General features: G+C 64.5%; 23 protein-coding genes. 17 read left to right on the forward strand and 6 right to left on the reverse strand.

Features of this window, described 5'->3' with window-relative positions:
* Positions 1-460 precede the first annotated feature (460 nt).
* Positions 461-772 (forward strand): c-type cytochrome, encoded by a 312-nt coding sequence (locus ACW73L_RS02795; RefSeq protein WP_498919847.1) that lies wholly within the window; start codon positions 461-463, stop codon positions 770-772.
* Positions 773-777: 5 nt separating this feature from the next.
* Positions 778-2,046 carry an FCSD flavin-binding domain-containing protein gene (locus tag ACW73L_RS02800; protein ID WP_498919849.1) on the forward strand — a complete coding sequence of 423 codons (1,269 nt, stop codon included), beginning with the start codon at positions 778-780 and terminating at the stop codon, positions 2,044-2,046.
* A 51-nt stretch (positions 2,047-2,097) separates the two neighbouring features.
* Here ACW73L_RS02800 and ACW73L_RS02805 read toward each other — a convergent pair whose 3' ends face one another.
* Both ACW73L_RS02805 and ACW73L_RS02810 read right to left on the reverse strand, forming a co-directional pair.
* Positions 2,098-2,286, reverse strand: a complete 189-nt coding sequence (locus ACW73L_RS02805) for a hypothetical protein (protein ID WP_129884742.1) — start codon at positions 2,284-2,286, stop codon at positions 2,098-2,100.
* Between the two features lie 56 nt (positions 2,287-2,342).
* Positions 2,343-2,948, reverse strand: a complete 606-nt coding sequence (locus ACW73L_RS02810) for a DUF4202 domain-containing protein (RefSeq protein WP_498919851.1) — start codon at positions 2,946-2,948, stop codon at positions 2,343-2,345.
* Positions 2,949-3,171: 223 nt separating this feature from the next.
* Here ACW73L_RS02810 and ACW73L_RS02815 point away from each other — a divergent pair, with 223 nt between their 5' ends.
* The 15 genes from ACW73L_RS02815 (at position 3,172) to ACW73L_RS02885 (ending at position 16,495) form a co-directional block, all read left to right on the forward strand.
* Positions 3,172-3,891 (forward strand): dienelactone hydrolase family protein, encoded by a 720-nt coding sequence (locus ACW73L_RS02815; RefSeq protein WP_129884744.1) that lies wholly within the window; start codon positions 3,172-3,174, stop codon positions 3,889-3,891.
* Between the two features lie 43 nt (positions 3,892-3,934).
* Complete coding sequence (gene accA / locus ACW73L_RS02820; protein ID WP_498919852.1) at positions 3,935-4,900, forward strand: acetyl-CoA carboxylase carboxyl transferase subunit alpha; 966 nt, start codon at positions 3,935-3,937, stop codon at positions 4,898-4,900.
* 13 nt (positions 4,901-4,913) lie between these two features.
* A complete protein-coding gene (gene tilS, locus ACW73L_RS02825) occupies positions 4,914-6,260 on the forward strand; it encodes a tRNA lysidine(34) synthetase TilS (protein WP_498919853.1) in 1,347 nt (448 codons plus the stop codon).
* 359 nt (positions 6,261-6,619) lie between these two features.
* Entirely contained in the window at positions 6,620-8,293 is a 1,674-nt protein-coding gene (gene pyrG / locus ACW73L_RS02830) for a CTP synthase (RefSeq protein ID WP_498919854.1), read from the forward strand.
* Positions 8,290-9,111, forward strand: a complete 822-nt coding sequence (gene kdsA, locus ACW73L_RS02835) for a 3-deoxy-8-phosphooctulonate synthase (RefSeq protein WP_129884747.1) — start codon at positions 8,290-8,292, stop codon at positions 9,109-9,111. Before pyrG ends, kdsA begins: the two co-directional genes overlap by 4 nt.
* A gap of 106 nt (positions 9,112-9,217) precedes the next feature.
* Entirely contained in the window at positions 9,218-10,501 is a 1,284-nt protein-coding gene (gene eno, locus ACW73L_RS02840) for a phosphopyruvate hydratase (RefSeq protein ID WP_129884748.1), read from the forward strand.
* A gap of 33 nt (positions 10,502-10,534) precedes the next feature.
* Positions 10,535-10,888 (forward strand): cell division protein FtsB, encoded by a 354-nt coding sequence (gene ftsB / locus ACW73L_RS02845; RefSeq protein WP_201276177.1) that lies wholly within the window; start codon positions 10,535-10,537, stop codon positions 10,886-10,888.
* Between the two features lie 15 nt (positions 10,889-10,903).
* Complete coding sequence (gene ispD, locus ACW73L_RS02850; RefSeq protein WP_498919857.1) at positions 10,904-11,608, forward strand: 2-C-methyl-D-erythritol 4-phosphate cytidylyltransferase; 705 nt, start codon at positions 10,904-10,906, stop codon at positions 11,606-11,608.
* On the forward strand, positions 11,596-12,072 hold the full coding sequence (gene ispF / locus ACW73L_RS02855) for a 2-C-methyl-D-erythritol 2,4-cyclodiphosphate synthase (RefSeq protein WP_498919859.1): 477 nt from the start codon (positions 11,596-11,598) through the stop codon (positions 12,070-12,072). Before ispD ends, ispF begins: the two co-directional genes overlap by 13 nt.
* Positions 12,069-13,202: a tRNA pseudouridine(13) synthase TruD gene (gene truD / locus ACW73L_RS02860; RefSeq protein WP_498919860.1), complete on the forward strand. Its 1,134-nt coding sequence runs from the start codon at positions 12,069-12,071 to the stop codon at positions 13,200-13,202. Before ispF ends, truD begins: the two co-directional genes overlap by 4 nt.
* Positions 13,203-13,352: 150 nt before the next feature.
* On the forward strand, positions 13,353-13,811 hold the full coding sequence (locus ACW73L_RS02865) for a CBS domain-containing protein (protein WP_498919862.1): 459 nt from the start codon (positions 13,353-13,355) through the stop codon (positions 13,809-13,811).
* Positions 13,812-13,835: 24 nt separating this feature from the next.
* Positions 13,836-14,183, forward strand: coding sequence for an arsenate reductase (glutaredoxin) (gene arsC / locus ACW73L_RS02870; RefSeq protein ID WP_498919863.1), 348 nt, complete (start codon positions 13,836-13,838; stop codon positions 14,181-14,183).
* Positions 14,184-14,210: 27 nt separating this feature from the next.
* Positions 14,211-14,816: an NAD(P)H:quinone oxidoreductase gene (gene wrbA, locus ACW73L_RS02875; protein WP_498919865.1), complete on the forward strand. Its 606-nt coding sequence runs from the start codon at positions 14,211-14,213 to the stop codon at positions 14,814-14,816.
* 57 nt (positions 14,817-14,873) lie between these two features.
* A complete protein-coding gene (hda, locus tag ACW73L_RS02880; protein ID WP_498919866.1) occupies positions 14,874-15,572 on the forward strand; it encodes a DnaA regulatory inactivator Hda in 699 nt (232 codons plus the stop codon).
* Positions 15,569-16,495, forward strand: a complete 927-nt coding sequence (locus ACW73L_RS02885; RefSeq protein WP_498919867.1) for a ketopantoate reductase family protein — start codon at positions 15,569-15,571, stop codon at positions 16,493-16,495. The genes hda and ACW73L_RS02885 overlap by 4 nt, the downstream gene beginning before the upstream one ends.
* A gap of 64 nt (positions 16,496-16,559) precedes the next feature.
* Here ACW73L_RS02885 and ACW73L_RS02890 read toward each other — a convergent pair whose 3' ends face one another.
* The 4 genes from ACW73L_RS02890 to ACW73L_RS02905 all read right to left on the reverse strand — a co-directional run bounded on the left by ACW73L_RS02890 (position 16,560) and on the right by ACW73L_RS02905 (position 22,424).
* Positions 16,560-17,135 carry a hemerythrin domain-containing protein gene (locus ACW73L_RS02890; protein ID WP_129884756.1) on the reverse strand — a complete coding sequence of 192 codons (576 nt, stop codon included), beginning with the start codon at positions 17,133-17,135 and terminating at the stop codon, positions 16,560-16,562.
* A 165-nt stretch (positions 17,136-17,300) separates the two neighbouring features.
* A complete protein-coding gene (locus tag ACW73L_RS02895; RefSeq protein ID WP_498919869.1) occupies positions 17,301-19,421 on the reverse strand; it encodes a transglutaminase family protein in 2,121 nt (706 codons plus the stop codon).
* A 265-nt stretch (positions 19,422-19,686) separates the two neighbouring features.
* Entirely contained in the window at positions 19,687-21,003 is a 1,317-nt protein-coding gene (gene icd, locus ACW73L_RS02900) for an NADP-dependent isocitrate dehydrogenase (RefSeq protein WP_498919871.1), read from the reverse strand.
* Between the two features lie 341 nt (positions 21,004-21,344).
* A complete protein-coding gene (locus tag ACW73L_RS02905) occupies positions 21,345-22,424 on the reverse strand; it encodes a dipeptide epimerase (protein ID WP_498919873.1) in 1,080 nt (359 codons plus the stop codon).
* Positions 22,425-22,452 lie beyond the last annotated feature (28 nt).

Consider the following 22,452-nt stretch of genomic DNA (forward strand, 5'->3'; position numbering starts at 1 on the left):
TCGCGCCAAGCCCAAGGCCCCCCGATCCTTCGGGTGGAGCGCAGTCTAGTCAGCACCCCCGTGGGTGTCAAGAAAAACTGCGACAAAAAGTCGCACTCCCCTTTTGAACTCACAGAAACCGTTGACTGCACACAGGTTTCCAGACCTAGAAAGGCCTGCGGAAGTTCCCGGCAACGCGGCGCGGCCGGCGGCCGGTGAATCCGCGACACGGTCGCTACCCAGGCGCGCGTTGGCACAACGTCCGGTCGTGAGCACTACAGGCTTGTGCACAGGGCGCCAATAACTAGCCTTCCGCGGCTTCCCGCAGCGCCCCGCCAACGCTATCCTTGCGCCCCGTGTGGTTCGCTCTCGCCCACCGGGCCTTGTCCCAAAACGTGCATTTTCCTGGCGCCCGCCGCAGGTTCCGACGGGAACGGGTCATGAAGCGGGCGAACGGCCCGCTATACGTCGACTCACGACCATGGAACGCTCGCTGCGCCAAGTCATCCCATTGCTGGTAACCACCACGCTGAGCGCCGCCGCCGAAAAGGAACTGCCACGGGCCGAGATCTCGGTGCGTGCTTGCCTGGCCTGCCATCTGCTCGCCGGGGAATCCGGCGACGGCCCGGCGGCGCTGACCATGCCCGAATCCCGCTTCCTGGCTACGATGGAAGCGTTCCGAAGCGGGCAGCGACGGGGCTCGGTCATGAACCGGATCGCGGCCGGCTTTACGGAAGAAGAGATCCGGGACATGGCCCGCGTCGTGGCGAACTCCGGCACGCGCGCGAAATGAGCGGGATGGACCGCCGAGGATTCCTGCTTCACGCCGCGGCACTCGGCGCGACCGCACTCAGCCCGGGGTCGTCAGCAGCGGCAAAGCCCGGCGGCGCGACCTTCAGGGTGGTCGTAATCGGGGGCGGATACGGAGGAGCCACCGCCGCCCGCTACTTGAAACTGATCAAACCCGACCTGGATGTCACGCTGGTCGAAAGGACACAGCGGTACGTTTCGTGTCCGGGGTCGAATGAAGTGATCGTCGGGCTCCGCCCGGCCGACTGGCTCGAACGCCGCTACGAAAACCTCAGACGAAACTCCGGCGTCCGCATCGTTCGCGATGAGGTGAAGGATTTGGATCGATCACGGCGTCAGGTCATCCTCGCCGCCGGCAGCCGTCTGCCCTATGACCGTGTGGTTCTGTCGCCGGGCGTCGCCTTCCGCTGGGACACCTGGGCTGGCTACGACGAGGCCGCCTCCAAAAGGATCCCTCATGCCTGGCAAGCAGGCCCCCAGACGCTGCAGTTGCGGGCGCAGTTGGCCGCCATGCGGCGCGGCGGCGTGCTGGTCATCGTCGCCCCGCCCAATCCCTATCGCTGCCCGCCGGGGCCCTATGAACGCGCCAGCCTCGCCGCCTACTATCTGAAACAACGCAACCCGCGCGCCAAGATTCTGATTATCGATCCGAAAACCCAATTCTCGAAGCAGGCTTTATTTCTCAAGGGATGGGAAGACCTTTACCCGGGCATGATCGAGTGGGTGCCGATGTCGGCAGAAGGGGCAATTGACCGCATCGACGTGGACCGGCGCACCGTTCATCTCGACTTCGGACGGCACGTTGCCGACGTGCTTAACGTGATTCCTCCGCAAAAGGCGGGCGCGCTCGCGGAGCGGTGCGGACTTACGGATGAGTCCGGCTGGTGCCCCATCGACGCGCGACGCTTCCTGTCGAGCCGGGATCCGTGCATTCACGTCATCGGAGATGCGTGCTCGGCCCCCCCCATGCCGAAGTCGGCCTTTGCCGCGAACACGCAAGCCAAGGTTGCAGCCGCAGCGATCGCCGACGCAGCAAACGGGCGCGACGCCGGGATCCCGACACTGATCAATCATTGCTACAGCTTCCTGGCACCCGATTACGCGATCTCCGTCACGGGCGTCTATCGCTACTCGGAAAGCGAACGTGGCCTGACCGCGACTGCCACCGGCGAAACGCCGATGGACGCCGACCGCCGGCTGGAAGCCAGCAGCGCGCGAGCCTGGCAACGCCACTTTGCGCGCGACGCGTTCGGCTAGTTCAGCGGAAGATTGACGCGAAGGTCCTCTTCCTCGATTGATCCCGGGAACTCATGCGTCACCCGCGCGATGCAGCCGGATCAGCACGATGACGAAGCCGATCAGCGCCACGAGCATACCGACCTCCGCCACGACCCCGGGCAGCAGAAAGCTCGCAACCGTGCCCGCGAGCAGCAACAGCCAGGGCAACAGTGTCGCAAGCCATTCCTTACGACCGGCTGAAAATGGCCCGTCAGTCATGTGCGCCAAAACGGTTTGTCATCATTAAGGAGGATCCCCGCACCTGAGCCGCCTGCCTAGCCACTGACGCCGTCGGCGTCGACGGGCGCGAGCGCCGCCGCTACCAACCCGGCCAAGCGTTCCGGCAGCTCGAGAGCCAGCGCCGCGGTGTGAGCGCGCTCCGACATCTTGCCCCAGGTCTTGCGCACGATGGCCACGAGCTTCTCCGCGTCGTGGCTATCGGCGAAGTCAGCGAACTCGTAATTGAGGAACACGAGGCAGGCGGCGTCCTCCAGGGCCTGCGTCTCGGGATCCCGCTTCAGGCGCCGCTTGGCGACGATGCCGGTGGCACGTTCAATCGTCTCGGGGTCGTAATCCACGCGGCGCAGGATCCCAGCCAGTTGTTCGGCATGAAACCCATAGAGGTAGGTTCGCCAGGCAAGGTAACCCGCCCGATCGGCCGCATAGCGGTCGCGCGGCACCTGCCAACGCCGGATGTGCTGACCGCGCGCGGCCAGTGCGAGGGCTTCGGAGGGCTGATCGCAAATCCGGGCCAGCCATTCGCTCATGCGCCACCCGTAAACGAGTGCTTTCGGCAAATCGGGGCTGACCGGATCCCGATTAGGATCTTCGCGGTTCGCTTCATCGATCAGGGCCAAAGCCTTTTCCAGGCGTTCACTCACGGTGCTCGGTTCCCTTGGCTTATGCGACGCCGTTCTGACGCGGCGGGCTTGCGGTTGTACTCGCAGCGGATTATGTCAGGACTCACCCAGACCCTCCAGAGGTGGGCGCCAGGACCGCGTCAGGTAAAGATCGCGCCAGAACCAATGTGACGCTTGAGAGCATCACGGCTCATCATCGAAAATGCCCCATGATGAATGAGCCCCCTCCAGGAGAGCAGACCCCATGCCGCACGTGACCCGCACCATCGACTATCGCCATGGCCCGCAGCCACTCGAAGGCTTTCTCGCCTACGACGAGAGCCTGCCCGGCCCGCTGCCGGCCGTGCTGATTGCCCACGCCTGGGGTGGCCGGGACGACTTCGTCTGCGGCAAAGCGCGCCGGCTCGCGGAACTCGGCTATGCCGCGTTCGCATTGGACATGTACGGCAAAGGCGTACTAGGTACCGGCCCGGAGCAGAACGCGCAACTGATGCAACCCTTCATGGCCGACCGGGCGCTACTGCAGGGACGCATGCAGCAGGCGCTCGAGGTCGTAAAGGCCCTGCCGCAGGTCGATCCGGATCGCGTGGCGGCGATGGGGTTCTGTTTCGGCGGCCTGTGCGTGCTTGATCTCGCGCGGAGCGGCGCCGAACTCCGCGGCGTCATCAGTTTTCATGGGTTGTTCGTGCCACCGGCCGGCGTTCCGAACCAGCCGATTCGCGCCAAGGTGCTTGCGCTGCACGGCTACGACGACCCGATGGTTCCGCCGGAGCAGGTCACGGCACTGGCGCAGGAATTGACCGCTGCCGGCGCCGACTGGCAGATCCACATGTACGGGCGCACCACCCATGCCTTCACGAACCCGGCGGCCAACGACCCGGGCTTTGGCACGGTGTACGACGCAACGGCTGACGCGCGGTCCTGGCTAAGCCTGCAGAGCTTCCTGCGCGAGGTGTTAACATAGCGCGTTTTTCGCCACCTTCCCGCTACGTCAAGAATAAAACGGCATGGACCTGAACTTCCTGGATTTCGAGCAGCCAATCGCCGAACTCGTCGCCAAGATCGAGGAATTGAAGCGCGTTGGTTTCGACAACGAGATCAATATTTCCGAGGAAATCGCACGGCTCGAAGAGAAGAGCCGCAAGCTCACGGAATCCGTGTTCACGTCGCTAACCGCCTGGCAGATCTCGCGCCTGTCCCGGCACCCGTTGCGGCCGTTCACGCTGGACTACGTCGAGATGCTGTTCGACGATTTCGAGGAACTGCACGGCGACCGCAGCTTTGCCGACGACCCGGCGATTGTCGGCGGCGTGGCACGCATCGACGACCGACCGGTGTTGATCCTCGGCCATCAAAAGGGCCGCGATACCAAGGAGAAAATCATTCGTAACTTCGGCATGCCGCGTCCGGAGGGCTACCGCAAGGCACTGCGACTGATGCGCCTGGCCGAGCGCTTCCATCTGCCGATCTTTTGCTTCATCGACACGCCGGGAGCCTACCCTGGGATCGGCGCCGAGGAACGGGGCCAAAGCGAGGCCATCGCGCGCAACCTGTTCGAGATGTCGCGACTCCGCGTCCCGATCATTTGTACGGTGATCGGTGAGGGCGGCTCGGGCGGCGCACTCGCGATCGGCGTAGGCGATCGTCTGTTGATGCTGCAATACAGTACCTATTCCGTAATTTCTCCCGAGGGTTGCGCATCCATTCTGTGGAAGAGCGCCGATAAGGCGGAACTGGCGGCCGAAGCCATGGGCATTACCGCTCCCCGTCTGCTTGAGCTCGGCCTGATCGACGAACTCATTCCCGAGCCCCTCGGCGGCGCCCATCGCAACCCGCCGCAGATGGCGACACTGTTGCGCGATGCCCTGTTACGGCACTTGTATGATGTCGAACGCGAATCGATCGACTGCCTGATGGACCAACGCTACGACCGACTCATGCGCTACGGCGTGTACGAGGAAGGGGCGAACTAAAGCGCGACCCGCGGTGCGGAACCCCGTCTCCTCCGCCTCGCTGGCCGCCTTTCTGAATCGTCACCCAGCCAGCCCGCGGTATTGGGTGGCGCTCAGCGGCGGCCTGGACTCGACCGTGCTCCTGCATCTCTGCCATGCGCTAAGAAGCACGCACCCCGATCTGCCGTTGACCGCGGCGCATGTTCATCATGGCCTCCAGCACCATGCGGATGACTGGGCCGCATCCTGCGCGGAGGCCTGCCGCAGACTGGACATCCCGCTCACGATTTGCCACGTGGACGCGCGACCGTTGCGCGGGGAAAGTCCCGAGGCCGCGGCACGCCACGCGCGCTATACCTCGCTCCGCGGCTTGCTCGGGACCGGCGACACGCTGCTGACCGCCCAGCACCGGGACGATCAGGCCGAGACACTGCTGCTGCAATTGCTGCGCGGCGCCGGCGTTGCCGGCTTGGCCGCGATGCCCGAGCGAGCGGCATTCGGACCCGGATTTCTGGCTCGGCCGCTGCTTCCGATCGGTCGGGCCGAGCTGACCGCCTACGCCGAGGAACACCAGCTGTGCTGGGTCGAGGATCCGAGCAACAGCGATATTCGGTTTGCCCGCAACTATCTGCGCCGGGAAATCATGCCCATGCTGCGCGCGCGCTGGCCGGGCGCCGACCAGGCGCTGGCGCGGAGCGCGGCGCATTGCGCCGAGACGAAGGATTTGCTGGATGAGCTTGCTGCCGAACTCCTGTATCGCATCACCGACGAGACCCACGGCGCACTCGTCATCGCGCGCCTCGCGGAGCTTGCACCTGCGCGGCAACGACTGGTTCTGCGCTACTGGTTGAGTGCGAGAGGCTGCACGCTACCCTCGGCAGTGATTCTGGAACGTATCAGGACCGAGGTCTGCGGAGCAGGTCCCGACCGGCAGCCCGTCGTGGCCTGGAGCGATGTGGAAGTCCGGCGATTCCGGGGACAGCTTCACCTCTGCCAGGCGACGCCCAACCTCGACCCGTCATGGGAAACCGAGTGGGATGGCCGGAATCCCTTGCTTCTGCCGCCGAACAACGGCCGACTGCTCGCGGAGCGATGGCTGGGGCCGGGGCTGGATCCTGCCCAGTGGCATCAAGGCCGCATTACCGTCCGCTACCGACGAGGCGGCGAAAGTCTGCGCCTGCCTGGCCGCGGCGGCTCGCGCGAACTCAAGAAGCTACTCAATGAGGCCGGCGTTCCCTATTGGGAGAGAAACCGGATCCCGCTCATCTACATCGACGCGGCATTGGCGGCGGTGGCAGACCGCTGGGTCAACGAAACGTTTGCCGGGAAACAGGCGACGGAAAGCATCCGCATCCGGTGGGATCGCCCGGCATCGGGATAGCTTTCCTGCCCATCGCAACTGAGCCGGCGAAGTCGCCTTCCTGCACCCTCCCAAAGCCGGTGCATCGATTCCCTGAATCGGGCGCGGCGCGAGCACCAAGGCACGGGCACGCACCACCCGAAGGCGTGCGCACCAGACGAGGGAAACACCGGCGTCCGGCAGGCCATCACTGCGGACGCACGCTGCGAACCGACTCGGCTGACTACGGCAATTGCATAGCCGGTGATGTCGCAACCGCCGTGACGTGGCGCCAGCTTTCGAGTAAAATTCGCGGCTTAGCAGCACGAAGAGCCCGAAAGCGCGCGGCATACGATGCCCTCCAGACCCCCATGCCCCCGCACGACCAAGCCTTAGATTCCATGACCAAGTTCATTTTCATCACCGGCGGTGTGGTTTCGTCGCTCGGCAAGGGCATTGCAGCCTCGTCGCTCGCGGCCATTCTCGAAGCGCGCGGTCTGAAGGTCACGCTGACCAAGCTCGACCCTTACATCAACGTCGACCCGGGCACGATGAGCCCATTCCAGCATGGCGAGGTGTTCGTTACCGAAGACGGTGCGGAGACGGATCTGGACCTCGGCCACTACGAGCGCTTCCTGCGCACGACGATGGGGAAGCGCAACAACTTCACCACCGGCCAGATCTACGAGAACGTGATCCGCCGCGAGCGCAGGGGCGAATACCTCGGCGCCACCGTGCAGGTCATCCCCCATATCACCGACGAGATCAAGCGCGGCATCCGCCTCAGTGCCGAAGACTATGACGTTGCGCTGATCGAGATCGGCGGGACCGTCGGCGACATCGAGTCCCTTCCCTTTCTGGAGGCAATCCGTCAGATGAGGATCGAACTCGGCGAGGACCGGTCCTTGTTCGTGCATCTGACGCTGGTGCCGTATATCGCCACCGCCGGCGAGGTAAAGACCAAACCCACGCAGCATTCGGTCAAGGAATTGCGCTCCATCGGTATCCAGCCGGACATCCTGATCTGCCGGTCCGAACGCCCGATCCCCAAGAGCGAGCGGCGCAAGATCGCGCTCTTTACCAATGTGACTGAAGACGCCGTCATCTCGGCGATCGATGCCGACACGATCTATCGCATTCCCTTGCTGTTCCATGCCCAGGGCTTCGACGACATCGTCGTGCGGAAGCTCCGGCTCGATGCGCCGCCCGCCGATCTGTACGAGTGGGAGCGGGTCGTGTTTGCGCTGGAACACCCGCTGCGCCGCGCGACCATCGCCATGGTCGGCAAATACGTCAATCATTCCGACGCCTACAAGTCGCTGACGGAAGCGCTGGTGCACGCCGGGATTCACACCAAAACGAAAGTCACGATCCGCTGCATCGATTCCGAACAGATCGAGGACCACGGCACCGGAGCCCTGGAGGGTGTCGACGCGATTCTCGTGCCCGGCGGGTTCGGCGAACGCGGCATCGAGGGCAAGATCGCGACCGTGAAATACGCCCGGGAAAACCGTATCCCCTATCTCGGCATTTGCCTCGGCATGCAGGTCGCCGTGATCGAGTATGCCCGCAATGTCGCCGGGCTCGAAGGCGCGCACAGCACCGAGTTCCTGCCCAAGACACCCCACCCGGTGATTGCGCTGATCACCGAATGGCAGGACGACTCTGGCGCGATCGAACATCGCGGCCCGGAGTCGGACCTCGGCGGATCGATGCGTCTCGGCGGCCAGAAGTGCCGCCTGAGCCCCGGTAGTCTGGCGCACAAGCTCTATGGCAAGGACGTCATCACGGAACGGCATCGCCACCGCTACGAGTTGAACAACCACTATCTGAAGACGCTGGAGGCAGCCGGCCTGACGATCTGCGGCAAATCGCTCGACGGTCGGCTCGCTGAGTTCATCGAGATTCCCGAGCACCCGTGGTTTCTCGCCTGCCAATTTCATCCGGAATTCACTTCGACGCCGCGTGGCGGCCACCCGCTGTTCTCGGGCTTCGTGCGCGCTGCGGCGGACCAGGCGGAGCAGCGGACACCCGCGGTCGAAGCGTTCCTTTCCCAGACAGGTCAACCCTCATGAAGCTGTGCGGATTCGAAATTGGCCTTGACCGGCCCCTGTTCCTGATCGCCGGCCCCTGCGTGGTCGAAAGTCGGGACCTGTGCCACGACGTCGCAGGCCGAATGCAGGAGATCACCGGCAAGCTCGGCATCCCCTACGTTTTCAAGGCGTCCTTCGACAAGGCCAACCGGTCCTCGTTGACCAGCTTTCGCGGTCTGGGGCTCGAAGCCGGCCTGGAAATCCTGGAAAGCGTGCGCGAGACCTTCGTGGTGCCGGTGCTGACCGACGTGCATGAAGACACTCCGCTGGGCGAAGTCGCCAGCGTCGTCGACATCCTGCAGACCCCGGCGTTTCTGTGCCGCCAGACCAATTTCATCCAGAGCGTCGCCGCCCTCGGCAAGCCTGTCAACGTCAAGAAGGGTCAGTTTCTCGCCCCCTGGGACATGAAGAACGTCTCCGACAAGGCGAAAGCGACCGGCAATCCGCATATCATGGTGTGCGAACGCGGCGTCTCGTTCGGCTACAACAACCTGGTCTCCGACATGCGCTCGCTCGTGATCATGCGCGAGACCGGCTGCCCGGTCGTGTTCGATGCCACGCACTCGGTACAACTGCCGGGTGGTCAGGGCAATGTGTCGGGCGGACAACGCGAATTCGTGCCGACGCTGGCCAAGGCAGCCGTGGCCGTCGGCATCAGCGGCCTGTTCATGGAAACCCATCCGAGGCCGGAAGAAGCCCTCAGCGACGGGCCGAACTCCTGGCCGCTGCACCGCATGGAGGAGCTGCTGGAGGTCCTCCTGGAACTCGACCGTCTGGTCAAGTCCAGACCCCATTTATGACCCGCCCGCGGCGGCGTTCGGCCGGGGCTGCTCGCATGCCCCGCGGCGCCATCGCTCGCGGTCATACCCGATCTTTTTCCCACAACCCGTCAAGACTGGTGACTCAATGAGCAAAATCGTCGAAGTTCTGGCCCGCGAAGTCCTCGATTCCCGAGGCAATCCGACCGTTCAGGCCGAGGTCGTGCTCGAATCGGGCGTCGTCGGCAGCGCGATGGTGCCCTCCGGCGCCTCGACCGGTACGCGCGAAGCCATCGAATTGCGCGATGGCGACAAGGCCCGCTACCTCGGCAAGGGCGTGCTGAAGGCGGTCGAAAACGTCCGCACCGAAATCCGTTCGGCCGTGCTGGGCATGAATGCCGATGACCAGAAGGCACTCGACGCCAAGATGATCGGCCTCGACGGCACCGACAACAAAGGCCGTCTCGGCGCCAATGCGCTGCTCGCGGTATCGCTGGCGAATGCCCACGCGGCCGCCATCGAGAACAAGAAGCCGCTGTACGCCTCGCTGCACACGGGCGGCGACTTCATCCTCCCGGTTCCGATGATGAACATCATCAACGGCGGCGCGCATGCCGACAACAGCGTCGACATGCAGGAGTTCATGATCCTGCCGGTGGGCGCCCCGAGCTTCCGCGAGGCCCTGCGTTACGGCGCCGAAGTGTTCCATGCGCTCAAGAAGGTGTTGTCCGATCAGGGCATGGTAACTTCGGTCGGCGACGAGGGTGGCTTCGCGCCGAACCTGCCGTCGAACGAAGCCGCGATCAGCGTGATCCTGACCGCCATCGAAAAGGCCGGTTACAAGGCCGGTGAAGACATCTTCCTGGGCCTCGACGTCGCCAGCTCGGAGTTCTACAAGGACGGCCACTACCTGCTGGAATCCGAAGGCAAGAAATTCACGTCGGAAGAGTTCTCCGCCTACATGGAAGACTGGGTCAACCGCTACCCGATCATCACGATCGAGGACGGCATGGCCGAGAATGACTGGCATGGCTGGGGCGTGATGACCAAGAGCCTCGGCAACCGGATCCAGCTCGTCGGCGACGACCTGTTCGTGACCAATCCGAAGATCCTCAAGGAAGGCATCGAGAAGAGCATCGCGAACTCCATCCTCATCAAGGTCAACCAGATCGGCACGCTGACCGAAACCCTCGATGCGATCGCGATGGCCCATGCCGCCGGCTACACCTCCGTTGCTTCGCATCGCTCCGGCGAAACCGAGGACACGACGATCGCCGACCTCGCCGTCGCGGCCGGCACGGGCCAGATCAAGACCGGTTCCCTGAGCCGATCGGACCGCATCGCGAAGTACAACCGCCTGCTGAAGATCGAAGAAGAGCTGGGTAGCCGCGCGCGTTACGCAGGTCATTCGGCGTTCAAGCGTCTGAAGTAATCAAAGAATCCCGGCGCAAAGGCCCGAAGCTCCGTGCAGCGGATCATCCTTCTTTTGCTGGTGCTGATCGGCCTGCTTCAATACCGGCTGTGGTTCGGGGACGGGAACGTCCTCGAACTGCGCCGAATGAAGGACCGAATCGTCGAATTGCAGCGCGAGGGGGAGCGACGCCAACAGCGCAACGCCGCGCTCGACGCCGAGGTCACCGACCTGAAGCAAGGAACGGAAGCGATTGAGGAAAGCGCACGGCAGAATCTCGGGATGATCAAGCAGGGCGAAGTGTTCGTGCAGATGGTCGAGGACCGCCCCGAGGAAAAACCGCCCGCCACTGAAGTATCCCCAGCGACTCCGCCCAAACCGCGGCGTCGTCCCGTGGCACCTCGCTGACCCGAGGTGGGCCGCATGAGCGAGGCGTCCAGGTTCTGGGGCATCGTCCCCGCCGCCGGCGTAGGCCGGCGCATGGGAGCAGACACTCCCAAACAGTATCTCAAGGTACGGGGCAAACCCGTCCTGCAACACACCGTCGAGCGGCTTCTGGCCGTTCCCAGGCTCCAGGGGCTCGTGGTCGCCCTCGGCAGCGAAGATCCTTTCTGGGCCGAACTCGATTGCGCCTCGGACCCCAGGGTTCGCACCTGCGACGGAGGCCGCGAACGCGCCGACTCCGTGCTGGCCGCCCTGACGTTCCTGTCGCGGGAGGCAGCGCCGGACGACTGGGTCCTGGTGCACGACGCTGCCCGACTCTGCATCACGGTCGGTGACGTCGACCGGTTGATCGATGCCGTTCGCCATCACCCGACCGGCGGCATCCTGGCTCTGCCGAGCAGCGACACACTGAAGAGCGTGCAGGACCGCACCATTACCGAAACACTGGACCGCAACCGGGTCTGGCGTGCGCTGACCCCGCAGATGTTCCGACTGGGCGCACTGCGGGAAGCGTTGGACGCCGCGGCTAGGCAAGGGCTCACCGTCACCGACGAAGCCAGCGCGCTCGAACTGCAGGGCAGTTTTCCGCTGGTGGTCGAGGGACGCCCCGACAACATCAAAATCACGCGCCCCGAGGACCTTCCACTGGCCGCGTTCTACTTGGAGGCACAATGCTGCGAATAGGCCAGGGCTATGACGCCCATCGTTTCCAGGACGGCGGACAGCTCGTCCTGGCCGGCGTCGCCATCGATTACCCGCGCAGCCTGGCGGCACACTCCGACGGGGACGTTGCCCTGCATGCCCTGTGCGACGCCCTGCTGGGCGCCGCCGGCCTGGGGGATATCGGCCGCCATTTTCCCGATTCCGATGTCGCCTTCAAGGGGATCGACAGCCGCCTGTTGCTGCGCGACGTCGTCGGCAAGCTGACACAATTGGGTTTCACCATCGTCAACGTCGACGTGACCGTGATCGCGCAGGCGCCCAAGCTGGCCCCGCACATCGAGACCATGCGTCAACGCGTCGCTGAGGATCTCGGCATCCCGCCGGAGCGGGTCAACGTCAAAGCCACCACCACCGAGGGACTGGGCTTCGAAGGCCGCGGCGAGGGTATCGCGGCACAGGCCGTCGCACTGCTCGATCAGGCATGAGCCCGGACCGGGACCCTTCCCTGGAACCGGCGGAAGCACCCCTTAGGTACGCCGGGGCCGCGACGCCCCTCCCCTACGCGCACGGTCAGCCGCCGCACACGGGGACACTCAAGGCTAGCCCCGAGGATTTCTGCGTCGACGAGATACTGAGCTTCACGCCGAACGGGGCCGGCGAACATGTGCTACTGAGAATAGAAAAGCTCGGGGAGAACACCGACTACATCGCGCGCCAACTGGCACGCTTTGCCGCAGTGCCCGCCTCGGCCGTCACCTATGCCGGCCTCAAGGACCGGCATGGCCGGACGTCGCAGTGGTTCTGCGTCAGCCTTCCCGGGCGCCCCGAACCCGATTGGCACGCCTTCGAGACTCCGACCGTTCGCATCCTCGAGGTCACGCGGAATCAGCGAAAACTGCGGCGCGGGGCGATCAGCGGCAACCGTTTCCACATCACCGTGCGCGACCTGAGCGCGGATACCGCAGTGTTGGCCGAGCGGCTGTCCCAGGTTGCTGCGGACGGGGTTCCGAACTACTTCGGCCCACAGCGCTTCGGACACAACGGCGCCAATGTCGGCGCTGCCCTGCGGATGTTCGAGGACAACGATCTCCGCCGCGTGGCACGGCATCGGCGCAGCCTTTATCTGTCCGCGGCACGCGCTTACCTGTTCAACCGCATCCTGGCCGAACGCGTCGCCGCCGGCAGCTGGAATCGTGCAATCCCGGGCGACGTGTTCATGTTCTCCAGCGGACACAGCTTGTTCCGGGGCGATGCGGCCAGCCCCGATATCGTCGAACGCATCGAGCGTCGCGAGATCCATCCCGCCGGAACGCTGTGGGGGATCGGCGAACGCCTGACCAGTGCGCAGGCCCTGGCCGCCGAGGACCGGGCTTTGGCCGAAGGTTGGGCCTTGATGCAGGGCCTCGAGCGGGCGGAGGTCCGCTCTGCGATGCGCCCGCTGCGCGTTCGCCCCATCGACCTTGAATGGCAGTTCGACAACGATCGCGGGCTGACCGTGACCTTCATCCTGCCTTCCGGCAGCTACGCAACCAGTGTCGTGCGCGAGCTTGTCGACACGGGTGCCGCCAGCTTGCCCGAGCCGGACGACAGCGACGACGGGCGCCCCGGCGGCTGACGGGCGGCACCGAGCTGTGCCGGGCGCCCATCACTCACCCCGACCTTCTCCTTTCAGAGGCTTGCAACACCCAGCCGTCCATTCGGTCCCCAGAGCGGAGCGGAGGGGGTACAATACCTAAACATGCCTCGCCACCATGGGAGAGCCGCCATGTCCGTAGGAACCCTTTGCAATCGCACTACTGTCGTCGCCCACCGCGGAAACTCCGTGGTCGAAACCGCGAAGATCATGCGGGAGAACCATGTCGGATCAGTGATCGTCGTCGACGATGCCGATGGCGCCCCTACCCCGGTCGGCATCGTCACCGACCGGGACCTCGTGCTCGAGGTCATGGCGGCGGAGCTCGACCCCGATACCGTAACCATCGGTGACCTCGTCGCCCGCGAACTCGTCACCGCGCGCGAGACCGACGGCCTTTGGGATACCCTGCAGCGCATGCGGTCCCATGGCACGCGACGCATGCCCGTGGTTGATCAACAAGGTCATCTGGTCGGCATCCTGTCGGTCGAGGACATGCTCGAACTGCTGGCAGTCGAACTGAACGAATTGGCGCGGGTCAGCGCCCGCGAGCAGGCGCTCGAGGAAAAGATGCGCCCCGCTGTACTCTGATCCGGCCCAGACTTACCCGATTCCATGAAGGTAACCCTTTACCACAATCCGCGTTGCAGCAAATCCCGGCAAGCCCTGGCGCTGCTGACCGAGCGCGGCGTTGAATTGCAGGTTATCGAATACCTGAAGTCCCCGCCCACCGAGCAGGAAATCGGCGAGTGCTTGAGGCTGCTCGGCTTCATGCCGCGGCAGTTGATGCGTCGCGGCGAAGCGCTATACAAGGAATTGGGCCTGGACGAGCCGGAACTCGGTGATGCCGAACTGATTCGCGCGATGGCAGAGCACCCGGTGCTGATCGAACGCCCGATTGCTCTCGCTAACGGCAAAGCCGCCCTGGGGCGCCCGCCGGAAAACGTGTTGACCGTTCTGTAGGCCAGGGGCTGGTTGCTGCTCGTGTCGATGCCGCCGGTCGAAGTGCTCGTGCTGTATTACAGCCGCTATGGATCAACCGCTGCGATGGCCGATCTGATCGCACGCGGCGTCGAGGAACGCGCCGGCGCTGTCGCAAAGATCCGCAGCGTGCCGGAGGTGTCGCCGGTAAGCGAACAAACAGCGAGCGCGATTCCGGCCGCCGGCCCGCCGTATGCGACTCTGGACGACCTGAAACACTGCGATGCGCTGGCACTCGGTAGCCCAACCCATTTCGGCAATATGGCAGCGCCGCTGAAACACTTTCTCGATTCCACCAGCGGCCTGTGGTTCTCGGGAGCCCTTGCCGGCAAGCCGGCCGGTGTGTTCACCGCCACGTCAAGCATGCATGGTGGTCAGGAGACGACGCTGATCACGATGCTGCTGCCGTTGCTGCACCACGGGATGATCCTCGTCGGGCTTCCCAGCACCGAACCGGCCCTGCTGGAAACCAAGACGGGCGGCACCCCGTATGGTCCGAGCCGGCTGACCGGCAGTGACAACGAATTCAGCGAGGAGGAGCGCCGGCTCTGTCGCCGCTTTGGCCGACGGCTAGCGCACGTCGCCCAGGCACTCAAAGCGTCCGAATCCTGCTAGAGGTCCCGAGGCACATGGCTTGCAGGTTGCCATCACGCTGTCAGCAGTCCCACTGACATGGCCGAGCAGATTCCTCTCGCTCTGGGCTTCCAGCCCCGCGCCACGTTCGACGAATACTGGCCTGGCGCCAACGCCGAGCCCGTCCGACATCTGGAGGCGATTGCGGACGGCCACGGAGAGCGGTTCATTCTGCTCTGGGGTGACGAGGGTTCCGGCAAGTCGCATTTGTTGCAGGCCACCTGCCGCAGCGCGCACCACCGCGGCGACTCGGCCGCCTACCTGCCGCTGCGGCTGCTGCGCCCGCTCGGCGCGGAGATCTTCGAAGGGCTCGACGACCATGCTCTGGTTTGTATCGACGACCTGGATGCCATCGCGGGACAGCCGGAATTCGAACAGGGCCTGTTTGGGCTGTACAACCGTCTCCGCGACGGCAATGCCACCCTGGTCGTGTCCGCAGCCGGTCCACCACAGCAGTTGGACATCGGCCTCCCGGATTTGCGGAGCCGGTTGGGCTGGGGCCTGGTCCTGCGCCTGGTGCCGCTGGACGAGAACGATACGCTGGCGGCCATCGCCCTCTATGCACGGCAGCTCGGACTGGAGCTGTCTCCGCAAGTGAGCCGATTCCTGCTGGCTCACTGCCGGCGCGACTTCACCTCGCTGCGGCATCTCCTGGAACGCCTGGATCGAGCCACACTGGCGGCCAAGCGCCGGCTCACCATTCCCTTTATCAAGGCTCTGCTGGAAGAATTGGCATGAATGTACTCGTCATTGGAACCGGAGCGATCGGGAGCTTTTACGGCTCCATGCTGGCAAAAGCCGGAGTCGATGTCTCGGTGGTCGCGCGTACCGATTTCGAGTACATCCGGCGCCACGGCATCCACCTCCAGAGCAAACTCGGGAACTACCATTTCCTGCCGAAGCAGGTCGTGCGGGACGCCGCGGAACTGGCCGAGAAGCCGGACTACGTGTTGCTGTGCATCAAGGTCGTCGAACAGGTGGACCGTCTGGCATTGCTGCGCGGGGCGCTGGGGCCGGACAGCGCGATCGTGCTGATCTCGAACGGCATCGGGGTGGAACAGGAAATCGCTGATGCCTATCCTCAGCATGAACTGATCAGCGGCCTGGCGTTCATCTGCGTCACGCGCACCGCACCCGGAAGCATCTGGCACCAGGCCTACGGACGGCTGGCGCTGGGCAACTACCCCCGCGGCGCGTCGGACAAGGCGCGAGCGCTCGGAGCGATGTTCACCGAAAGCGGCATCAGTTGCATCCTGACTGAAGATATCACGACAGCGCGCTGGCAAAAGTGCGTCTGGAATGCTCCTTTCAATCCGCTGTCGGTGCTTTCGGGCGGCCTGTCGACCAATGACATCCTGGCCAGCCAGGAGCCGCTGGTGCGTGCCTTGATGGAGGAAATCTGTGCGGTCGCGGAAGCCTCAGGGCATCCGCTGCCGGCGGATAGCGTCGACCGCAACGTCGACAGCACCTACAAGATGCCGCCCTACAAGACGAGCATGTTGCTGGATTTCGAGGCGGGCCGGCCACTCGAAACGGAGGCTATTCTGGGTAACGCGGTCCGCATCGGTCAGGGCCTCCGCGTCCCGATCCCCCATCTGGAAGCCGTGTATGCGCTGATGAAATTGCGCGAGCTTCGTGTCTCGCGCGAAAGCGGCGGGTGAATCTTATCGCGGGCGCCATGCAAACGGATTGCGCCCGCCGACGGTCCGGTCGGTCGTCAAGACATCAAGCACCGAGTCCCGACTCGGCCACCGCATCGGGTACGTTGAGGATGCGCGTATACAGGGCCCGGTATTGTTGGTCGACGGTCGGCCCGAACAATGGGTCGGCCCGGTAGGGGAGGGAGCGGTTTAACTGCTCCCAGTCCTGCACTTCGAACAACTGCCGCAACAGCGGCAGGATGTATCCCTCTTCGGCATTCAGATGATCCATCTGCTGCGTCACATAGGCCGATATCTGCTCGATGAACACATCGCGCTGGACGATGTCCCCGTGCAGGATGCCATCGATAGCGAGGCGCACCCGATTGGTACTCTCCCATAATGCCCGATGCTGTCGTCGCAACTCGTCGACTTCCGCCCGGGCCACATCACTGCGTTCCAGGTGATAGCGGAAGATCAGGTCTTCCCGAGGGTGGTGGTAGAGGTCGGCGTAGTTCTGCAGGTAATCGATGGTGTCCAGCATGATCTCGAGGTCCGGCATTCCGCCGTCCTTCAAGGTCACGACCTGACGCTCCAGCAGATTCAGCAAGCGGCTGAAATTGATGTGGTCAGCGTGCAGTGAGTCGATGATGGTGTACATGCGCGATTCGCTCCCGGTACCCGCCGCGCGGCCGCGGTCGGTTGATTCATCAGATATTCCCCAAGCTCTTCGCGATCAGAGCAAGCGCACTCCCAGAGCCATCCCTTAAGGACTCCTATCATGCCACGGGTCTAGACCCTTGAACAACAGCGCAAGATCCGCGGGTCATCCCGCCAGCCAGCGAAGATCAAGGCACCAAGGCGTCAAACTGCCATCGGGGGCGGCCACCGCCGGCCTCAATGCGACACGGGGACTTGGGCGACTCACAAGCCGCTCGGCGCGTCGCGCACGCGCCTCGTCCAGATCCTCCGGCAGGCCCGGATAAGGCCCCTGGACTGGCCGCCACTCATGCCAGGTGACCTCACACGCCTCCTCGCAGGCGGGGTGATGCAGCACCAGCCTGAGTTTGTCACGCGCGCCCAGTGTCGGATGGAGTCCCTGCCAGGGCACGAAGCTGCGGTAGCGCACACCGAACACCTTGACCTGCCTCCCCTCCCGTTCGGTGAACTGAAACGGCAATTCGATCCCCTCGACCTGCAGTCCCCACGCGGAGAACGAATGTTCCGTCTCGCTCTCCGGCTGCAGCATCACTTCGAGTCGGTGCGTGCTCGAATCGACCAGCCTGCTGGTGCCGGCTTCCTGGCTGCCGGCGTCGCCGAGGAGTGGCCAGAACTCCAGCGCGCGGCGCAAGCGCAAGCTGACGCCCTGAAAGCTCAATTCGGCCTGCTCGCGAAACTCATCCTGAAACAAGGCCGCAACGATCGACTGACCGACGGCGAGTCCGGCTGCCGCCAGATCCCGAAGAACCACGAGCAGATCGTCCTCGAGACAGAACGGCAGCGCATAGCGGTCGTGCAGCGCGCCGCCCCAGGACCGGAGGTCGACCGCCGGGTCGGAGTTCATCAGCATCGCCACCACGGCGCGGAGCAAACAGACCAGAGCGGTCGCACGCTCCGGCGTATGCTGCATCCGGAACGCCCGAAACTCGACCAGGCCGAGTTGGCCCCGTCCCGGCAGGAAGGGATTCCAGAGCTTCTCGATGTTGAGCTCCGCGCGATGGGAGTTACCGACGCCATCGGTCAGAAACGGCGCGAGACTGCGCCACAGGATTTCCGGGGTCGGCTCCGCGTCGCGCGCCAACAGCGCCAGTCCCAGACACAACTCGCGAAACGCATCGTCACCCCGCTCATCGACCCGGACGGACTGGCCCGAGCCGCCCACGAAATCGTGCGCGAACAGATACGAAAGGGCGGGATGGCGCTGAACATAGCGGATCAACCGCGGCAGCAGGGCGTAGTCGACAAAGAACGGACTCGCACCGGGAGACGGGCCGCCGAGTGTGATCTGCCCCCCTCCTCCCGAGTCGCCTACCGTGCCATTGAAGTAGAGCCGGTAAGGCGTGAGCTGCTGTTCCCGCGCCGCGGCATAGATCGCGCGGCTGCGTTCCAGAAAAGCCGCAGCGGAACGGTCCGGAGCCGAATTGATCTCGATGACCGCAGGATCCGGGGTGATGGTCATCCACTCGACCGAGGCATCGCTGGGTGGCGGAAAACCGGCCAGGATCAAACCGGGCAGGCGGAGTCCCGCGGCCGCACGCCCAATGGCAGCCAACAGCCGCAGGAAAGTCGGCACGTCACCGATACCGGGCAGCTCGATTCGGGCAACCGTCCCCGTCTCGACGACCTCCGTCGCAATGATCATCAGGAACAATCCCTCGCGCGCCAACTCGTCGCATAACCCGCTCGCGGGAACAGGCACCGCATGGATGGACGGCCGCAACAGGCGCGGGTCGTCCTGTTCGGGCTCGATGTCACCCCCCAACCGGAAGACCAGCCGCCATTCGCCCTTGGTCGTATCGGGCACATCCCAGACACCCAGACCGTCCTCCGCCAGCGCCGACCGCAACGCATCGTGCAGCGCCCGTAGACACGGCTCTCGCGGAGCGGGGTCACTCAACGTTAACGGATCCGGTGGACCCTCCCAGATCGCCCGTCCATCACGCCGCCGATACAGGCCATAGCTCCAGCGCGCCCGCTCTTCGCCAGGATACTGGCGACCGATGGTGCGCAAGATGACCGCCCCTGGCGTCGCGCGATGGACCGATCGCATGAGCGCCAACGCGCGCTGCACCTTGTCTTCGCCCAGCGCTTCGTTGGTCCATTCCGGTGCAGTCGACCAGCGATCGGTAAAGGTGGGTTCGCTCCCGACCCAAAGGTCCACGCCGAGTCTTCGGAGGTCCGCATCGTGCGCGGCAACCGCAGCCCCGAAATCGTCCCTACTCGGCACAGCAGTTCACCTCAGTGTTGATGCTGAATGAAAGAAAAAGTGAAACCCGGGGTTTAGGGGAAGGGCCCAGGCAGGGGTAAGGTCCGCCCCAGCGCATGCACCGGTGCCTCTATCCCCTGTAGCATTCGCTGTCAGGTCGAAATGCAAAGCTCACGCCATGCCCGCGGTTCAGCCAAGCATGACGATCGGAGCGCCCGAAACGCCCGAGCACCCTGGCAGACTGCACCAAACCGGCCCATACCGGAACGACTCCAAAGAGAGGCGCTCAATCCATGTGCACGATCAGATTGTTCGCAAACTCCGAGCACTTGACCTCGGTCGACCGCGGCAGCAGACGCGCGAAGTCATAGGTCACGCACCGCGTGGCGATCGCGCCATTCAGGCCCTTGACGATCAGATCGGCCGCCTCGGTCCAACCGAGGTAGCGGAACATCATCTCGCCGCTCAGCACCACGCTGCCCGGATTCACCCGGTCCTGATTGGCGTATTTCGGGGCGGTCCCGTGGGTCGCCTCGAAAATCGCGTGGCCGGTGACGTAATTGATGTTGCCGCCGGGCGCGATGCCGATGCCCCCGACTTGGGCCGCGAGCGCATCCGACAGGTAATCCCCGTTCAGATTCAGCGTCGCGATCACATCGAAATCCTCGGAACGGGTCAGCACCTGCTGCAAGGTGATGTCGGCGATCGCGTCCTTGATCACCAGCCCGGCGCCCGGCTTCCCGTCCGGGATCGCGCACCACGGTCCGCCGTCGATCTCGACCGCACCGAATTCCTCCTTGGCCAGCGCGTAGCCCCAGTCGCGAAAGGCACCCTCGGTGAACTTCATGATGTTCCCCTTGTGCACCAGAGTGACGTTGCGCCGACGGTGCCGGATCGCGTACTCGATTGCCGCCCGCACCAGCCGCCGGCTGCCGAGCCGACTGACCGGCTTGATGCCAATGCCGACGCACACGTCATTTCGCTCGTCCCACCGGGCGCCGGCCGAAAACTCCTGTGCCTGATCGAAGGTTCCAAAGCGGATCTTGCCGAATTCCTTCGGGAAGCGCTGGGCCAGAAAGTCCAGCAGCGCCTGGGCATCCAGCGAACCGCCCGGGTATTCGATGCCGGCGTAGATGTCCTCGGTGTTCTCGCGGAAGATCACCATGTCGACCTTTTCCGGATGCTTGACCGGCGAAGGCACGCCCTTGAAGTACTGCACCGGACGCAGGCACACGTACAAATCCAGCAATTGCCGCAGCGCAACGTTCAGCGAGCGGATGCCGCCGCCGACGGGTGTCGTCAGCGGGCCCTTGATGCCGACGAGGTACTCGCGGAAGGCCTCGACAGTCGCCTCGGGCAGCCAGTCGCCGGTCTGCTGATACGCGGCCTCTCCGGCAAAGACCTCGAACCAGGCGACCGAGCGCGCATCGCCGTAGGCCTTCTTGACCGCCGCATCGAACACCCGCTGCGCGGCCGCCCAGATGTCCGGTCCGGTGCCATCGCCACGGATAAACGGAATGATCGGACGATCCGGCACCTGCAGCCGGCCGTCCTGCATCGTGATCTTGCCGATCTCGAGGTTGGTCAGGTGTGACTGGGACATCCGCATCCTCCGCATGACTTGGATAGAGCCGTGCTCCGGAGACGCTGCGCACCGGAACTCCTCGCGATTCTAAGCCAAATCGGTCCGGCGGGAATGGTCTCAGCACGGCGAACCGCCCGGGAAGAGCGCCCCCCCTTTCGTCTTCCGAACTATGCGCGCCTGCGAAAGAACCCGTCCACCGGTCCGCGGAATCTCGGGACGGCTTTCATTTGGCACTGCTCGCCTCCACCACATGACATCCGCTACGCCCGCCCTCGTCGGCCAGACGCTTGCGGATCATCGCTGCACATTGGTGGAAGAAAGCCAACTGCGGCGTGATGGTCGGCGGCTCAAAAAGTCCTTCAAGCAGCGAGCGCCCCGCCATGCCCTGGCACCTCCGGCTCGAGCCGGTAATACGCACCTTCGACGTTTGGCCCGCCGACGATCGGGTCGTCGGCAAGCAGCAAGGGCGTGTCGAGATCGATCCAGTCGAAGCCGCCGACTCCCGCCGCGAAATGCGCGCTGAAACCCATCGCGAGGCGGGTTTCGACCATCCCGCCAATCATCAGGCCGATGCCGGCGGTCCGGGCCAGCGCGGCGATCTCCAGCGCCTGCACCACGCCGCATTTCGCGAGCTTGATGTTGATGACCTGGGCCAGCGAGCCGCGCACGATGCGCAGCGCCTCGGCCGGATTGCGGCAGGCCTCATCGGCAGCGACCGGAACGCCGGCCTCGCGCGCGAGGCGGCCCAGTCCGTCCCAATCCTCCCTTGGAACTGGTTGCTCCAGCAGGGCCGGCTCGATACCGGCATGCCGCAAAGCGGCCAGCACCGCCAGCGCCTGATCGGCGGTATAACCCTCGTTCGCGTCCATGACCAGACGGCAATCAGGGTGGCCGCGGCGGATCGCGGTCAGTCGGGCGATGTCATCGCCAGTGTCCAGGCCGATCTTGACCTTGATCGTCGCGAAGCCGCGCGCCCGGTATTCGGTTGCCAAGCGCTCGGCCTCGTCGTTCGCGCAGATCGGGATCGTGATGTCGGTAACCAGCTCACGGCCGTGCCCGCCGAACCACTGGTACAAAGGCATACCAGCCTGCCGCGCCAGCGCGTCGAACAATGCCATTTCGATACCGGCGCGCACCGAGGCCCGCTCCGGCAGTCGCTCATTCAGCTCTGTGGCGATCGATCGCCAGCCGCCCGCATCGCGCCCGGGCAGCCACTCAGCTGCACTCCGGGCGGTGGACAGGGCCATCGACTGGTCCTCGACCGTCACCGGCGGCAGCGTGGGCGCCTCGCCCCAGCCTACCGCGCCACCCGCGAGATGCACCGCGATGGCGACGTTTTCAACCGAGTCGACGCGCGAGGACGCGATCGTGAATGGCGCCAGCAGCGGTGCGTCGAGCGGCCGGACCTCCACCCGGACGATTTCAAAACGGTTGCGCATCGGTCGAACGGCCTATTTCCTCTATAAG

This window comes from Methylolobus aquaticus, from assembly GCF_054172105.1.

Bases quoted from the DNA above. Each gene is read 5' to 3' on its own strand.
- ACW73L_RS02795 (WP_498919847.1), top strand. From the start codon at position 461: ATGGAACGCTCGCTGCGCCAAGTCATCCCATTGCTGGTAACCACCACG.
- ACW73L_RS02800 (WP_498919849.1), top strand. From the start codon at position 778: ATGGACCGCCGAGGATTCCTGCTTCACGCCGCGGCACTCGGCGCGACC.
- ACW73L_RS02805 (WP_129884742.1), bottom strand. From the start codon at position 2,286: ATGACTGACGGGCCATTTTCAGCCGGTCGTAAGGAATGGCTTGCGACA.
- ACW73L_RS02815 (WP_129884744.1), top strand. From the start codon at position 3,172: ATGCCGCACGTGACCCGCACCATCGACTATCGCCATGGCCCGCAGCCA.
- accA (WP_498919852.1), top strand. From the start codon at position 3,935: ATGGACCTGAACTTCCTGGATTTCGAGCAGCCAATCGCCGAACTCGTC.
- pyrG (WP_498919854.1), top strand. From the start codon at position 6,620: ATGACCAAGTTCATTTTCATCACCGGCGGTGTGGTTTCGTCGCTCGGC.
- kdsA (WP_129884747.1), top strand. From the start codon at position 8,290: ATGAAGCTGTGCGGATTCGAAATTGGCCTTGACCGGCCCCTGTTCCTG.
- eno (WP_129884748.1), top strand. From the start codon at position 9,218: ATGAGCAAAATCGTCGAAGTTCTGGCCCGCGAAGTCCTCGATTCCCGA.
- ispD (WP_498919857.1), top strand. From the start codon at position 10,904: ATGAGCGAGGCGTCCAGGTTCTGGGGCATCGTCCCCGCCGCCGGCGTA.
- ispF (WP_498919859.1), top strand. From the start codon at position 11,596: ATGCTGCGAATAGGCCAGGGCTATGACGCCCATCGTTTCCAGGACGGC.
- truD (WP_498919860.1), top strand. From the start codon at position 12,069: ATGAGCCCGGACCGGGACCCTTCCCTGGAACCGGCGGAAGCACCCCTT.
- ACW73L_RS02865 (WP_498919862.1), top strand. From the start codon at position 13,353: ATGTCCGTAGGAACCCTTTGCAATCGCACTACTGTCGTCGCCCACCGC.
- arsC (WP_498919863.1), top strand. From the start codon at position 13,836: ATGAAGGTAACCCTTTACCACAATCCGCGTTGCAGCAAATCCCGGCAA.
- wrbA (WP_498919865.1), top strand. From the start codon at position 14,211: ATGCCGCCGGTCGAAGTGCTCGTGCTGTATTACAGCCGCTATGGATCA.
- hda (WP_498919866.1), top strand. From the start codon at position 14,874: ATGGCCGAGCAGATTCCTCTCGCTCTGGGCTTCCAGCCCCGCGCCACG.
- ACW73L_RS02885 (WP_498919867.1), top strand. From the start codon at position 15,569: ATGAATGTACTCGTCATTGGAACCGGAGCGATCGGGAGCTTTTACGGC.
- ACW73L_RS02890 (WP_129884756.1), bottom strand. From the start codon at position 17,135: ATGTACACCATCATCGACTCACTGCACGCTGACCACATCAATTTCAGC.
- icd (WP_498919871.1), bottom strand. From the start codon at position 21,003: ATGTCCCAGTCACACCTGACCAACCTCGAGATCGGCAAGATCACGATG.
- ACW73L_RS02905 (WP_498919873.1), bottom strand. From the start codon at position 22,424: ATGCGCAACCGTTTTGAAATCGTCCGGGTGGAGGTCCGGCCGCTCGAC.